Here is a 14,619-nt window from a genome sequence, read left to right as displayed (position 1 = left end):
GAATGTGTTGTGGCGCCCCGGTAAGCGGGGGCGCACGAAATAACGCGAAGGATAACAGGTGACTGAGCTACCTGCTGCTTTATACACCGCGGCGCAGACCCGCGAGCTGGATCGGCTGGCCATTGCCGCTGGCACGCCGGGCGCTGACTTGATGGAGCGGGCCGGACAGGCCGCGTTCGATGCGCTCTGCGAACGCTGGCCCCAGGCCAGTACGCTGGCCGTGCTGTGTGGCGGTGGCAATAACGGCGGCGATGGCTATGTGGTGGCCCGGTTGGCTGCCGAGGCTGGCCTGCAGCCACAAATCTGGTTTATCACCCCGCCGGATCAGCTCAAGGGCGATGCCCTGACCATGGCCCGGCGCTGCCAGGCGGCAGCTATTCCCATGCAGTCGCTGACCCTCTCGGACCTGCCGCGCTCTGCGGACCTGTTGGTAGATGGCCTGCTGGGTACCGGTCTTAACGGTACGCTGCGTGATGACGTGGCCGCGTTGTTGCGCGCCCTGAATGGGTTGTCGCTTCCGGTATTGGCACTGGATATTCCTTCGGGACTCGGCGCCGATAGCGGCATGCCCTTGGGGGCAGTATTGCAGGCTGAGATGACCTGTACCTTTATTGGCCTCAAACGCGGTCTGCTCACTGGCGAAGGGCCGTTGCATTGTGGCGCGTTGCGTTTTTTCGATTTGCAGGTGGGGCGGGATGTCTACGCCCAGCTGCAGCCAGACTGCCTTAGTCCCAGCGCCGAGACGCTGCAGCACCGTCTGCCAGCTCGTCGCCGTAATGGGCACAAGGGCCATTACGGCCATGTGTTGGTGATTGGTGGCGATCACGGTTTTGCCGGCGCGCCGGTCATGAGTGCCCAGGCCGCCGCCCGTTGCGGGGCGGGCAAGGTGACGTTGATTACGCGTCCGGCTCATGTGGCGGTGGCGTTGATCCGCCAGCCGGAAATCATGGTGCGCGGGGTGGATCGCCCGGAAGACGCCGCCGCGTTGATGGAGGCGGCCACGGTGATTGCCATTGGTCCCGGGCTGGGGCTGGATGCGTGGGGCCAAGGTTTGCTGGATGCCGCTCTGGCAGCGGGCAAGCCAATGGTGGTGGACGCGGATGCGCTGACCCTGATCGCCGGGCAGGCCGATATCGGCTCGGCGGACTGGGTGCTCACCCCGCACCCCGGCGAAGCGGGCCGGCTGCTGGGGGTGTCCGCTGGCGACATTCAGCAGGATCGGTTTGCTGCGCTGGACAGTTTGTCTGCCCGTTATGGCGGTACCGTGCTGCTCAAGGGGCTGGGCACTCTGGTGCAGGGCGAGCCCGTGGACGCCGGGCCGGGTCGGGCGCTGATTCGTGATGGCAACCCGGGCATGGCGTCCGGCGGCATGGGCGATGTGCTTACCGGGGTGATTGCGGCCCTGCGTGCCCAGGGCCTCAATAGCTTCGACGCCGCCCGGTTTGGTGCCATGGTGCATGCCCGCGCGGCGGACCATTGTGCGGCGCTGCAGGGTGAGCGTGGCTTGTTGGCCACAGACTTGCTGGATGGATTGCGCCAACAATTGAATCACGGGTTGCAGGAATGCGAATGGCAGAAAGAGACGGGGCGCCAATGAGTCAGGAGTTTTACGATTTGCCGGATGAGGCGGCGACCCTGTTGCTGGGCGCTGAATTGGGCCGCCGCCTGGCGGCGGGCGGCTGCGTTTATCTTGAAGGGGACCTGGGTGCAGGGAAAACCACCCTGGTTCGCGGTATGCTCCGTGGTCTGGGGCATGAAGGGGCCGTAAAGAGCCCGACGTACACTATTGTGGAACCCTACGAGATTGCTGGCGTCCATATCTATCACTTTGACCTGTATCGTCTGGCGGATCCGGAAGAACTGGAACTGATCGGCGTGCGGGATTATTTCGATGCTGGCTCCCTGTGTTTGCTGGAGTGGCCGGAGCGGGGTGCTGGAGTGGTGCCAACGCCGGATTTGACCATTACACTGGCCGTGAATGGCCACGGAAGAAAAGCGACCCTGGAATGGGGTAGCGATTAAACGCCTATGAGATTACGCATTTACAATAAGAAGACCGTAGCCACAGTTCTTTTCACTCTGGCAGGCCTGTGCTGGAGTTCGCTGGCGTTTGCCCAGACCACCATCGACTCCGTGCGCCTGCACCGGGCGCCGGATCACACCCGGATCGTGTTTGACCTGCCCGCACCGGTGGACCACAAGCTCGACAAGCTGGCCAACCCGGATCGCATTGTGCTGGATCTGCAGGACGCCGCGCTGGATTTCGACGTGAAAACGCTGGATTACGCCAGCAGCCCCATTGCCAATATCCGGGTGGGCAAGCACACCGATAAAACCCGTGTGGTACTGGACATGAAAGAGTCCGTACGTACCCGCACCAATCTGCTCAAGCCTATTGAGCCCCACGGCTGGCGTCTGGTGGTGGATCTGTTCGACAAGGAGCTGCAAACCGCCAAGGCCGACAAGCCCAAACCGCAGGCGCCAGCAGAACCCAAGGCGCAGCGGCTGATGATTGTGGCCATTGATGCAGGGCATGGCGGGGAGGACCCGGGTGCCCGTGGTCCCAGCGGCACCTATGAAAAGACCATTGTTCTGCAGATCGCCAAAAAGCTGGAAGCGCTGGTCAATGACAAAGCCGGCATGCGGGCAGTGATGGTGCGCGATGGGGATTACTACGTGCCACTGGTCGAGCGACGCAAGATCGCCCGGGAAAAGCACGGCGCGGATGTGTTTGTTTCCATTCACGCGGATGCCTTCACCGATGCCCGCGCTCATGGCGCCTCCGTGTTTGCCTTGTCCAATCGGGGCGCCACCAGTGCCCGTGCCCGCTATCTTGCCAAGATTGCCAACGAGTCTGACCGCGTGGCCGGGGTGTATGAAGAAGAGGAAGACGACAGTTCGCTCTACAGTGTGCTGGCGGATTTGCAGATGAACGGTTCCATGGCCGGCAGTCTCTATCTGGGCCGCCAGGTGCTGCTGGAAATGGGTAAAGTCACCAAGCTGCATGGTAACCGCGACAAAGTGGAACAAGCGGGCTTTGCGGTGCTGAAAGAGCCGGAAATGGTCTCCATCCTGGTGGAAACCGGTTTTATCTCCAACCCCACCGAAGAGCGGAATTTACGCTCCTCGGCGCACCAGACCAAGCTGGCCCGTTCGGTGCTTAACGGCATCGATGCCTATTTCCGCAGCCACCCGGCACCCAATAGCTGGTATGCGGCCCAGCGCCGTGAGCAGGGTGATGAGTATCGTATTCAGCCCGGTGATACACTGTCGGAAATTGCCCGGCAGTACAGTGTTTCCGAGCAGTCGATCCGTTCGGCCAACAACATGAATGGTGATCGCATCATGGTTGGCCAGGTGCTGAAAATTCCCCGTTCATAATATTCCGCTGGCATGCAGCACGCATCATGCCGGCACGCTAAACGCCAAGCGTGCCGGGTGAGCGTTGTGTGTCGGGGCAGATAACTTTCTAAAGGATTTGTTTTGTCCAAGATTCAGCTGCTTGATTCCCGCCTTGCTAACCAGATTGCCGCCGGTGAGGTGGTTGAGCGCCCTGCGTCTGTGCTCAAGGAGCTGCTGGAAAATGCGCTGGACGCCGGCTCGGAATCCGTCAGTGTGGATGTGGAGCAAGGCGGGGTGAAGCTGTTGCGGGTACGCGACAACGGCAGTGGCATCGAACGCGATGATTTGCCGCTGGCCCTGTCCCGCCATGCCACCAGCAAAATTCGAGGGCTGGATGATCTGGAAGCCATTGGCACCCTGGGTTTTCGTGGTGAAGCTCTGGCGGCGATCAGTTCTGTTTCTCGACTGAGCTTGGCCAGTAACGTGGAAGGCGAAGCGGAAGGCTGGCAGGTTACCGTGGAAGGGCGCGATATGGCGCCGACGGTCTCGCCGGCGGGGCATCCCCGTGGTACTACCGTGACCATGCGCGATTTGTTCTTTAATACGCCGGCTCGACGCCGTTTCCTGCGCACCGAAAAAACCGAATTCAATCATCTCGAAGAAGTCTTTCGGCGCATTGCCCTGAGTGAGTTCAATACGGCTTTTCGTCTCACCCATAACCAGAAGGTCATTCATCAACTGCCCGCCGGGCTGGATGACACTCTGCGGGCGGCAAGGGTGGCCAAGCTGTGCGGCAAGGGCTTCATGGAGCAGGCCGTACCGGTGGACGTGGAGCGTGATGGTTTGCGTCTGCATGGCTGGATGGGGCTGCCCACCTTTTCCCGCTCCCAGGCGGATCTGCAGTATTTCTATGTGAATGGCCGGGTGATTCGCGACAAGGTGGTGAGCCACGCGGTGCGCCAGGCCTATGCGGATGTGCTCTACCATGGCCGTCATCCGGCTTATGTGCTGTTTCTGGAACTGGATCCGGCCATGGTGGATGTGAACGTTCATCCCACCAAACACGAAGTGCGTTTCCGTGAGCAGCGGATGGTGCACGGCTTTCTTTACAGCTCCCTGCATCGTGCTATTGCCGGGGTGCGCCCCGGTCAGGAACTGGCGGGTTCGGTGGTGGATGAGGGTGCTCCAGCCGCTGGCATGGAGGCGGCTATGGCGCCGAGTCAGGGCAATATGTCGCTGTCTTCGCCAATGGGGGGCGGAATGTCGTCCCTGTCACCGTCTCCCGGGCAGGCCTATCCGCCCACGGGGGGCAGCGCGTTTGGCTACGGCCAGGGCGCCCGTCAGGCGGATGCCTACGGAGCCCTGGTTGGCGGCAAGGTGGGTGAGTCGGCGCCGGCGGTGATGCCGCCGGCCAGCGACAATGAAACCGTGCCGCCGCTGGGCTACGCGGTGGCGCAACTGCACGGCATCTTTATTCTGGCGGAAAACCAGCAGGGCATGGTGGTGGTGGATATGCACGCCGCCCACGAACGGATTACCTATGAGCGGCTCAAGCAGAGTTGGGCGGACGACAAGGTGCGTAGCCAGCCATTGCTGGTGCCTGTGTCGCTGGCGGTGTCCTCCCGGGAAGCGGATTTTGCCGAGCAGCAGCCCGAGGTGTTTTCCCGGCTGGGCTTTGCGGTGGAACGCGCCGGCCCGGAAACCCTGGTGGTGCGTGAAGTGCCGGCCTTGCTGCGTAACGGTGACAGCGAGTCCATGGTGCGCGATGTATTGTCGGATTTGTTGGCGCAAGGCAGCAGTGAGCGCATTGCCCAGAAACTGGATGAGCTGTTGTCCACCATGGCCTGCCACGGCAGTGTGCGCGCCAATCGTCGCCTGACGATTCCGGAAATGAACGCCCTGTTGCGCGATATGGAAGCCACCGAGCGTTCCGGCCAGTGCAACCACGGCCGCCCCACCTGGACCCAGATGAGCATCAAGGATCTGGATCGACTGTTCATGCGGGGGCAGTGAATCATGGCCGCTTGCACGCGATACGCAGACAGGCAACACGCGGAGGGCGCGCGGTCTTTTGCGTGTCAGCGTGATGCCTGAAGCGTGCTTGCCTATCTTGTTGCTGATGGGTCCCACCTGTTCCGGCAAGACGGCGCTGGCTATCGAGGCGGTGCAGTCCCTGCCCATCGAAATTATCAATGTGGACTCGGCGCTGGTCTATCAGGGCTTGAATATTGGCGCTGCCCGCCCCACTGAAGAGGAACTGGCATTGGCGCCGCACCGTTTGCTGGGCTTTCGTGATCTGACCGAGCCCTATTCCGCTGCGGATTTTCGCGCCGATGCGCTCAGGCATATTGAACAGATCCACGCCAACGGCAAGCTGCCGTTGCTGGTGGGCGGCACGGTGCTGTATTTCAAAGCCCTGGTTGAAGGGCTGGCGCCGTTGCCGGAAGCGGACCCGCAGGTGCGGGCGGAGATTGCGGCTCTGGCCGATGCGCAGGGCTGGCCGGCGGTGCATCAGGCGCTGGCCGAGGTGGACCCGGTGACAGCGGCGCGGCTCAAGCCCACGGATCGACAGAGACTGCAGAGAGCGCTGGAAGTGTTTCGCCTTACCGGGAGACCGTTGTCCGCGTTCCATGCGGAGCATCATACAACTGTCATAAAGAACCGGGATGGTTTGAGTCAGTTCAGTGGGTTGCCGTATCCCGTGCTTAGCCTGGCGCTGGCGCCCCGGGACCGGGCTTGGCTGCACGAGCAGATTGCCCTGCGTTTCCGGGCCATGCTCGACGCGGGTTTGCTGGCCGAAGTGGAAGGGCTGCGGCAGCAGCCGCAACTGCATCCGGAGTTACCGGGCATCAGGGCGGTGGGCTACCGCCAGGTGTGGGAATATCTGGACGGCCAGTACGACTACGACACCATGGTGGAGCGGGGCATTATTGCCACCCGCCAGCTGGCCAAGCGCCAGTTCACATGGTTGCGAAAATGGCCGGATCTGCAGTGGTTCGACAGTAATGATCTGTCACAGCGAGAGGCGCTGTTTGGGCTGCTTGCGAAGAACTGTAAATCTGTGTTTAGTTAGCCCAGAAAGCATGCGTTTTGGTTTATAATGCAATGACTGCATAGGTCGGCGACGTTGCTTGGGAATGGTGTCGCGGCCATGGATGGGTCGGGACCCGGAACCTTTTGCTTGGGTTGTTGACAAAAATTTGCCCGGTGGCGCACCGGGCGAAGGTGGTGGCCGTTTGGGACGGTTTCGCTGCTTTAACGCGCTGATTGCCCGAAGTGTTGGGCGCTACTTTTTACTGTTATTTCAAGGAGAACTGCCATGTCAAAGGGGCACTCGCTACAAGACCCTTTCCTGAACGCGCTGCGTAAGGAGCGTATTCCGGTATCTATTTTTCTGGTGAACGGAATAAAGCTGCAGGGGCAAATTGAGTCTTTTGACCAATATGTCGTGCTGCTGAAAAATGCAGTCAGCCAGATGGTGTACAAGCACGCGATTTCTACCGTGGTGCCGGCCCGTAACCCGCGCGCAACCGGTAACCCGGCCATGGCCGCAGGGGCAACGGCTGCCCCGGCTGCCGACGAAGGGTATGGCAATCAGTAACACTGTTTGCTGCGCCTGAGTCACACAGAGCCACCTTCGGGTGGCTCTGTGCGTTGTGCCCTGTACGTATTTCCTGCCTTTCCACCGTCATCCTGGTTTAAACTAGGGCCACCTGTCCCCATATCCGGATCCTATGGAATTATTTGATCGTACAGAGCAAACACGTACCGAAGCTGGTGAACGGGCGATTCTGGTTCATCTGGAGCTGCCCGATGCCATGGGGCGTGAAGATCTGGACGAATTTCATCACCTGGTCACCTCCAGCGGTGTGCAGCCGGTGGTCGAGTTAACCGGCAAGCGCGATCGCCCGGACCCGGCCCTGTTCATCGGCACCGGCAAAACCGACGAGCTGGCCGCCATGGTGAGCGAGCACAAGGCGGACGTGGTGCTGTTCAATCATGCACTGAGCCCGGGCCAGGAACGTAACCTGGAACGTGTGGTGAAATGCCGGGTGCTGGATCGCACCGGGTTGATCCTCGATATTTTCGCCCAGCGGGCGCGTACCCACGAGGGGCGCTTGCAGGTTGAGCTGGCGCAGTTGCGCCATCTGTCCTCCCGCCTGGTGCGGGGCTGGACCCACCTGGAGCGACAAAAAGGCGGCATCGGCCTGCGTGGCCCGGGTGAGACCCAGCTGGAAACGGACCGCCGTTTATTGCGTGACCGTATTCGCGGTATTGAATCGCGGCTGGACAAGGTCCGTAAGCAGCGTGCTCAAGGGCGCCGGGCGAGGCAGCGCTCGGAAACCCCGCTGATTTCCCTGGTGGGCTACACCAATGCGGGGAAATCCACCCTTTTCAATGCCATCACCACCGGGGATGTCTATGTGGCGGACCAGTTGTTCGCCACGCTGGACCCGACCCTGCGCAAGGTGAAGGTGCCGGGCGTCGGCCCCGCCATTCTGGCGGACACCGTGGGCTTTATTCGTCACCTGCCGCACCGGCTGGTGCAGGCATTCCGGGCCACCCTGGAAGAAACCGTCAACGCCACCCTGCTGCTGCATGTGACCGATTGCAGCGCGGAAGAGCGTGACAGCAATGTGGCCGCGGTGGACGAAGTGCTGGAAGAGATTGGTGGCGACAAGCTGCCGGTGCTGCATGTCTACAACAAGGTCGATAACCTGGATCAGCCTCCCCGGATTGAACGCGACGAGCATGGGCAGCCCTGGCGGGTATGGATTTCCGCACAGACCGGTGACGGCTTCGACCTGTTGTTTGAGGCCATCGCAGAGCGGCTGGCGGCGGGCTGGGTGGATTGCTGGGTAAGGTTGCCGGCTTCAGCAGGGCGCCTGCGCGCGCGCTTGCACGAGGCCGGTGAGGTGCTGGAAGAGCAGACCGCTACCGACGGCAGCATGTTACTGCGTATCAATGTGAATCGGGTGCACTTCGAACGACTGCTCCGTGAACAGGGATTAAAAGAGGAAGAGCTGGTAATTCCGGCCCCTGCGGTTGCAGGTGACGACACCCCTTCCTACAATTCAGAACGCTCGTCAAACGCGAGTCATCATTAGGCTGGAGCCCGTTGGCTCTGGCGGACTGGAGATCTACATGGCGTGGAATGAACCCGGCGGCAACAAGCCGAAGGACCCTTGGGGTGGTGGTGGCGACCAGGGGCCGCCGGACCTGGATGAAGCCCTGAAAAACCTGAAAGACAAGATCAACAATGTTTTCGGCAGCAAAGGCGGCAAGTCCGGCGGTGGCGGAAGCAGCAGTGGCGGCGGGTCTCCCTGGCCGGTGCTGGTCATCGCGCTGGTGATTGTGGCTATCGGCTATGGCCTGATGGGTTTTTTCCAGGTGGATCAGCGCGAACGCGCCGTGGTGCTGCGGTTCGGTAAGTTCGATCGCATCGTGGAGCCGGGCCTGAACTGGCGGGCGCCTATTCTGGAGCAGTTCGAGAAGGTGGACGTGGGGCAGAACCGCCGCTACGAGATTACCGAAGAAATGCTCACCAAGGACACCAACATCGTCAGCGTGACCCTGCAGGTGCAATATCAGGTGCTGGATCCGCGCCCGTTCCTGCTGAAGGTTGCGCAACCGGAAGAAATTCTGGAACACGCTACCAGCTCGGCTTTGCGCCATGTGGTGGGGTCATCTTCCATGGATGATGTGCTCAAGGATAACCGTGAGGCAATCCGGGTACAGGTTCGCGAACGGCTGGATGATTATCTGAATCGTTACGATACCGGCCTGGTGCTGCGCCAGGTGGTGCTGGATAAAACCGAAGCGCCGGATGCGGTGCGTGATGCCTTCGATGATGTATCCAAGGCGAAAGAAGACGAAGACCGCTTCAAGAAAGAAGCCGAAGCGTACAGTAATTCAGTGATTCCCCAGGCCCGTGGTGAAGCCCAGCGCATTGAGGAAGAAGCCTTTGCCTACAAGCAGCAGGTGATTGACGAAGCGAAGGGTGATGCCAATCGCTTTACAGACCTGCTCACCGAGTATCGCAAGGCGCCGGATGTGACCCGCGAACGTCTCTACCTGGAAACCATGACCGAGGTGTTCAGCAACACCAGTAAAGTACTGGTGGACGTGAACAAGGGTGACAGTCTGATTTATCTGCCGCTGGACAAGCTGATGAAGAACCAGGACGGCAAGGTCAAGGCTCCGAACCAGAACGCGACGCCTTCCGGCACGACCTCGAGTGCCGGCGCGGATGATGGTGGCAGTGGCCGCAATACCGGCCGCAGCCTGTACAACAACCGAAACCAGGAGCTGCGCTAATGAATAATCGTGGATGGATGGCGCTGCTGGCCCTGGGTGTGCTGGCGTTGTTGGCGCTGGATTCCTTTTTCATTGTGAACCAGAAAGAAAAGGCGGTACTGAAACAGTTCAGCCGGATCGACAAGACCGACATTGAGCCGGGTCTGTACTTCAAATGGCCGCTGGTGGAAGAAGTGGTGAAGGTGGACGGGCGTGCACTGGTTTATGACGTGCGCACCCAGTCATTCCTGACCGCCGAGAAAAAGCTGCTCAACGTGGATGCGTTCGTGATCTGGCGTATCAGCAATGTGCAGCGTTATATCGTCAGCGTGGGCGGCGGTTCTTCTGATTCGCAGGTAATGGAACGCCGCGCCCGTGAGTTGTTGGACCCTCGGATAAACGAAGGCCTGCGTAACGAGTTTGCTTCGCGCACCGTATTCCAGGTGGTGGCCGGCGAGAGCGACGTGGAAAAAGTGGAAGGTGACAAGGCTATTATTCGCGACCCCACTACGGGGGAAACGGTAGAAGTGCCGACCGATCAGCTGGATGAATCGGTACTGCGTGAGGCTAAAGCCGGCAAGGAAGACGGTGAGTCACCCGCCCCCAGCGTGGCCAATGATCAGCGTGAAGCGCTGATGGACCAGGTACGTGAAGAGGTGAACAAGTCCACCCTGGAAGATTTGGGTATCGAAGTGGTGGATATCCGCGTCAAGCAGGTGGACTGGCCGGACCAGGTCCGTGGCCGGGTCTTTGACCGGATGCGGGCGGAGCGCCAGCGTGATGCGGCGGCGCACCGTTCCCAGGGCCGCGAGGAAGCGGAGAAAATTCGCGCCTCGGCGGATCGTCAGCGCACCGAGACACTGGCCCAGGCGTATCGCAAGGCGCAAAGCTCACGGGGTGAAGGTGATGCCGAGGCCGCCGCGATCTATGCGAAAGCCTATAATCAGGACAAGGAGTTCTTCCGTTTCTATCGTAGCCTGCGAGCCTATACGGAGAGTTTCGACCAGCCTGAAGACGTGCTGATTCTGGAGCCGGACAGTGATTTCTTCCGGTATCTGAAGGGGGCAAACGGTAGGCCCTGATATGTGAATGCTGTTCGTCGCAAAAAAACCCGCCGCTGGCGGGTTTTTTATTGGTTGTAAGCTTTTGCTTACAACCTTGTAAGCCTTTGGATGCGCGGCTTTCGGGGTCTGCCTGGAGCGATAGTCCCATTTTTCGTTTACGGTCTTTTTACATTCCCTTCACCCAAAGTCGACATTTTTTGTGCAAAATGCGCAGGCTGTCACAAAGAATTACAGTAACAGAGTTCCTGGATGGGACTCTCGTCACAAAAAATATTTTCATATAGGGGTATGTCGCACGGTGCGATGTATTGAGTGAAGGTCAGGGTGGCGCCCTGATTTACCGGGAATGATGCTCATGAAACTGTTCTTTTCGACTTTGATGCTCTTGATGTCCGCTGTTGTCTGGGCGGATGCTCCGTTATCCAGCCAGATGGATTCTTATCTGGTGACCAACAAAGACGGCAAGGAAGTGGTGGAGGAAGCCGAGCAGGCCAGTCCCGGGGACATTGTCGAATACCGCCTGACTTATACCAATAACGGTGACCAGCCGCTTTCCGGCTTGGTGATTACCGGACCGGTTCCGGCGAATACCGTTTATCTAAAAGACAGTGCTGCCACCCAGGTGAGCGCCGATTTCACCGTCAGCATTGATAACGGCGACAGCTTCCAGGCTGAGCCGGTCACCAAAACAGTTACTGGCGAAAATGGCCAGTCCAAGAACGTCGAGGTTTCTCCCAGCGACTACACCCAGGTGCGTTGGCAGCCGAAAGGCAGCCTGCAGCCTGACCAGGTGCAGGAATACCGCTACCGGGTACGGGTGCAGTAGCTCCGGGAGAAGCAGACGCGGGATCGAAAGATCCCGGGAAGTCTTGTGCGAGCGGCTTGATCGTAGCGATCGGCCGCATGGGGAGGGGCGGACCGCTTGTGAATAACGAGGGGCCGCTCTCGCAAGGCTTTCGAAACCGAGGGTAATCCAAAACACAATCCATTAAAGGAATGAAGCCATGAAACATGCCTTCAATAAGGGCGTGTTGTCTTCGAAAATGGCCGCATCCCTTGTGTCTGGGGGTCTATTGTTTGCCGCAGGGCAAGCGTGGGCGCTGACTGACGCAGGGACGGACATCAAGAACAAGGCAACCGTTACCTATGAAGATGCCAACGGCAACAGCTACTCCGCACAGTCCAATGAAGCGGTAGTGACCGTTGCAGAAGTCTATGCGGGTACGCTGGAAAATGACGGCAACAAATCCGGTGCGCCGGGTGAAACCGTTTACTTCAGCCACACCCTGAAAAACACCGGTAATGCCACCGATACCTTCACTCTTGACGGGCTGAATGGTGCCGGCGCAGCGGGTAGCTATCAGGTGTTTATCGACGCCAACGGCAATGGTCAGCCCGATGCCGGTGAAAGCGCCGCCACGTCAGTGATCGTTGATGCCGGTGACCAGGTCGAGCTGATCCTGGCCGTGCCGGTTCCCTCCGGAACCGCAGCGGGCGCCACCATCGATGGCACCTTGCTGGTGCGTTCGACCCGGGGCGATGGCAGCTTCGACGCCAATGACGGTGGCCTGGTACAGGATATCGGCACCAACGGCGATGCTGGCACCTATGACTCTGACGGTGTTAACGGCGCAGACGGTAACGATACCAACAGCGACCAGGTGACAGTGACCACCGATGCCGTGCTGGTAACCACCAAGGCGGCGTCCGTTGATCTGACAGCCAACACCATTACCTACACCCTGACGGTGAAAAACAACGGTGGCCGTGCGGCGACCGCGGTAGACATCTTCGATGCGGTGCCGGCCAACGCTACCTTCGTGGATATCACCACGGTGAATGGTCTGTTGGCATCCAATGGTGACACCTACGAAGACAATACCGGTACGGACCAGAATATCCCGGCGGATGCGACCACCATGTACACGCCGGCAGCTCTGGCCTCTATTGATGAGCCCGCCGGTGTAGACCTGGATGGCGACGGTACCAGCGGTGAAACCGGTATCCCCGGTATTTTGCTGACCGATGCCAGCCTGGGCGTGAACACTACCGTGTCTGTGGTGTATACCGTCAGCTTTGATCCGGCTGCTGCTGCAGGTACTGAGATCAAGAACACCTTTGCCGCCCAGGGCGACCTGGATGGTGATAACACCCCGGATAACCCGGTGACTTCCAACACGGTAACCACCGTTATCGGTCAGACCTATGCCGTGGATGCGGACGACACCGAAATCGCCCCCGATACCACCAATGATGACGTGTTCAACGTCGCCAGCGCCGCCAGCGGTGCCGTGGTGGACTTCAAGCACACCATCACCAACAACGGTAACGGCGACGATGTGTTTGAACTGAGCGTGGATACGGCTGGCAGCACTTTCCCCGCGGGCACCACTTACAGCTTCTGGAATGCGGCTGGCACAGTGCAAATCACCGATACCAATGGCGATGGCAACCCGGATACCGGTTCCCTGGCGCCAGGTGCAGCGAATGCGCTGAATATTACCGTGAAAGCGGATCTGCCGGCGTCGGCCAGTGGTGCAGGCCCCTATGCCTATACGCTCACTGCCACGTCCGCTGGCGACAATAACCAAAGTGATGACACTCAGGGTGTGCTCGCGACCATTAATGCGGCGGCTGTGGATATTGCCAACAGCGCCACGGCAACCGGTCTGGGTGACAGTGCAGTGGATGCGGATGCCAACACCGGCACACCCACCACCACCAATTCAGCTGCGGCCGGTGCAACCACCAGCTTCAGCCTGTTTGTCGCCAATGAATCCGGTAACCCACAGTCCTATACGCTGGGTTCCTCTCTGCCTTCCGGCTGGACGGTGGTATTCAAGGAAGTGGGTATCGACAACGACGGCAATGGCACCCTGGATAACACCGCTGATGCCGGCACCGTGGTAACGGCCACCCCGAACCTGCCTGCCAGCGCGGTTTACCACTACACCGCAGAAGTGAAAGTGTCTTCCAACGTGGCCCTGGCTGAAGCGGACTACACCGGCGGTGATGCGGTTAATACCAACGACAGCGACGGTGACTATCCGGTGACCTTCACTGTGACCTCCGCCTCTGACAGCAACATCAACGACTCCAAACTGGATGCGGTAGACGTTGTTGCCAATCGTGATATCAGCATCACTCCTGACGGTGCCAACCAGGTACAGCCAGGCGGTAATGTGGACTACCCGCACGTGCTTTCCAACGACGGTAACTCCACCGAAACCGTTGAGCTGAGTGCTGCAAACTCCAATGCGCCGGACTGGACCAACACCACCCAGCTGTATGTGGACACCAACAACGACGGTACTCCCGATGCTTACCGTGAGCTGAGCCAGATCGCCGCTCTGGCCACGGCTGGCCAGCTGTGGGTGCGCGATCAGGCGGGTAACCCGGTTCAAATCGGTGTGGCGGATGCAGACGGCGATAACTCGCCGGAGTTGACGCTGGAAGCGGGTGAGAAAGTGGAACTGCAGGTGACTGTGTTCGCGCCGGCCAATGCGCCGCAGGGCACCCAGGACACCCTGACCCTGTCTGCCATCAATGAAGACAACACTGCGGGTGCCGATGCGTCTGCCACCGCCACCGACCTGACCGAAGTCATTCTCGGCCAGGTACGTCTGAACAAGACGGCCGGCGTGGATGCGGATTGTAGCTGTAACGATGCCTCCCCGACCTGGACACCCGATAGCCCGTTCGCTGCTACCCAGACCACGGAAGTGGAGCCGGGTCAGTGTGTGATCTGGAGCCTGACGGCAACCAACGAAGGTGCGGCTACGGCGAAGAACGTGACCATCACTGATGAAACCACCCCGTACACCTCCTTCCTGGCCGCCAAAGACTCTGTGCGTGCCTCGGACAACAACTCGGTGGCCAACTCCGGCACCGCGCCTGTTGTGGAGTGGCTCCTGGG

11 protein-coding genes are annotated in these 14,619 nt (G+C 59.8%); all 11 read left to right on the top strand.

The window, feature by feature from the left end:
• The first annotated feature begins 58 nt into the window (after positions 1–58).
• Entirely contained in the window at positions 59–1,597 is a 1,539-nt protein-coding gene (locus tag CL546_RS15520) for an NAD(P)H-hydrate dehydratase (protein ID WP_290496572.1), read from the top strand.
• Positions 1,594–2,022: a tRNA (adenosine(37)-N6)-threonylcarbamoyltransferase complex ATPase subunit type 1 TsaE gene (gene tsaE, locus CL546_RS15515; RefSeq protein WP_290496596.1), complete on the top strand. Its 429-nt coding sequence runs from the start codon at positions 1,594–1,596 to the stop codon at positions 2,020–2,022. The genes CL546_RS15520 and tsaE overlap by 4 nt, the downstream gene beginning before the upstream one ends.
• Before the next feature lie 6 nt (positions 2,023–2,028).
• The gene (locus CL546_RS15510; protein ID WP_290496570.1) at positions 2,029–3,381 is read left to right on the top strand and encodes an N-acetylmuramoyl-L-alanine amidase; all 1,353 of its coding nucleotides are present in this window, start codon (positions 2,029–2,031) and stop codon (positions 3,379–3,381) included.
• Between the two features lie 102 nt (positions 3,382–3,483).
• The gene (gene mutL, locus CL546_RS15505) at positions 3,484–5,355 is read left to right on the top strand and encodes a DNA mismatch repair endonuclease MutL (protein WP_290496568.1); all 1,872 of its coding nucleotides are present in this window, start codon (positions 3,484–3,486) and stop codon (positions 5,353–5,355) included.
• 73 nt (positions 5,356–5,428) lie between these two features.
• Positions 5,429–6,415 carry a tRNA (adenosine(37)-N6)-dimethylallyltransferase MiaA gene (gene miaA, locus CL546_RS15500; protein ID WP_290496566.1) on the top strand — a complete coding sequence of 329 codons (987 nt, stop codon included), beginning with the start codon at positions 5,429–5,431 and terminating at the stop codon, positions 6,413–6,415.
• A 246-nt stretch (positions 6,416–6,661) separates the two neighbouring features.
• Positions 6,662–6,943 carry an RNA chaperone Hfq gene (gene hfq, locus CL546_RS15495; protein ID WP_007149110.1) on the top strand — a complete coding sequence of 94 codons (282 nt, stop codon included), beginning with the start codon at positions 6,662–6,664 and terminating at the stop codon, positions 6,941–6,943.
• Between the two features lie 133 nt (positions 6,944–7,076).
• Positions 7,077–8,450, top strand: a complete 1,374-nt coding sequence (gene hflX / locus CL546_RS15490) for a ribosome rescue GTPase HflX (protein ID WP_290496563.1) — start codon at positions 7,077–7,079, stop codon at positions 8,448–8,450.
• A gap of 37 nt (positions 8,451–8,487) precedes the next feature.
• Positions 8,488–9,660 (top strand): FtsH protease activity modulator HflK, encoded by a 1,173-nt coding sequence (gene hflK, locus CL546_RS15485; RefSeq protein ID WP_290496562.1) that lies wholly within the window; start codon positions 8,488–8,490, stop codon positions 9,658–9,660.
• A complete protein-coding gene (gene hflC / locus CL546_RS15480) occupies positions 9,660–10,721 on the top strand; it encodes a protease modulator HflC (RefSeq protein WP_290496561.1) in 1,062 nt (353 codons plus the stop codon). The genes hflK and hflC overlap by 1 nt, the downstream gene beginning before the upstream one ends.
• A gap of 337 nt (positions 10,722–11,058) precedes the next feature.
• Complete coding sequence (locus CL546_RS15475) at positions 11,059–11,529, top strand: hypothetical protein (RefSeq protein ID WP_290496560.1); 471 nt, start codon at positions 11,059–11,061, stop codon at positions 11,527–11,529.
• Between the two features lie 178 nt (positions 11,530–11,707).
• On the top strand, positions 11,708–14,619 hold a 2,912-nt coding region (locus tag CL546_RS15470), incomplete at its 3' end, for a beta strand repeat-containing protein (RefSeq protein ID WP_290496558.1).

The organism is Alcanivorax sp., assembly GCF_002726155.1.
In the GTDB taxonomy this organism is placed as follows: domain Bacteria; phylum Pseudomonadota; class Gammaproteobacteria; order Pseudomonadales; family Alcanivoracaceae; genus Alcanivorax.
Note: the sequence above shows the minus strand (reverse complement) of the source record. Positions and strands in the feature narration are given on the sequence as shown.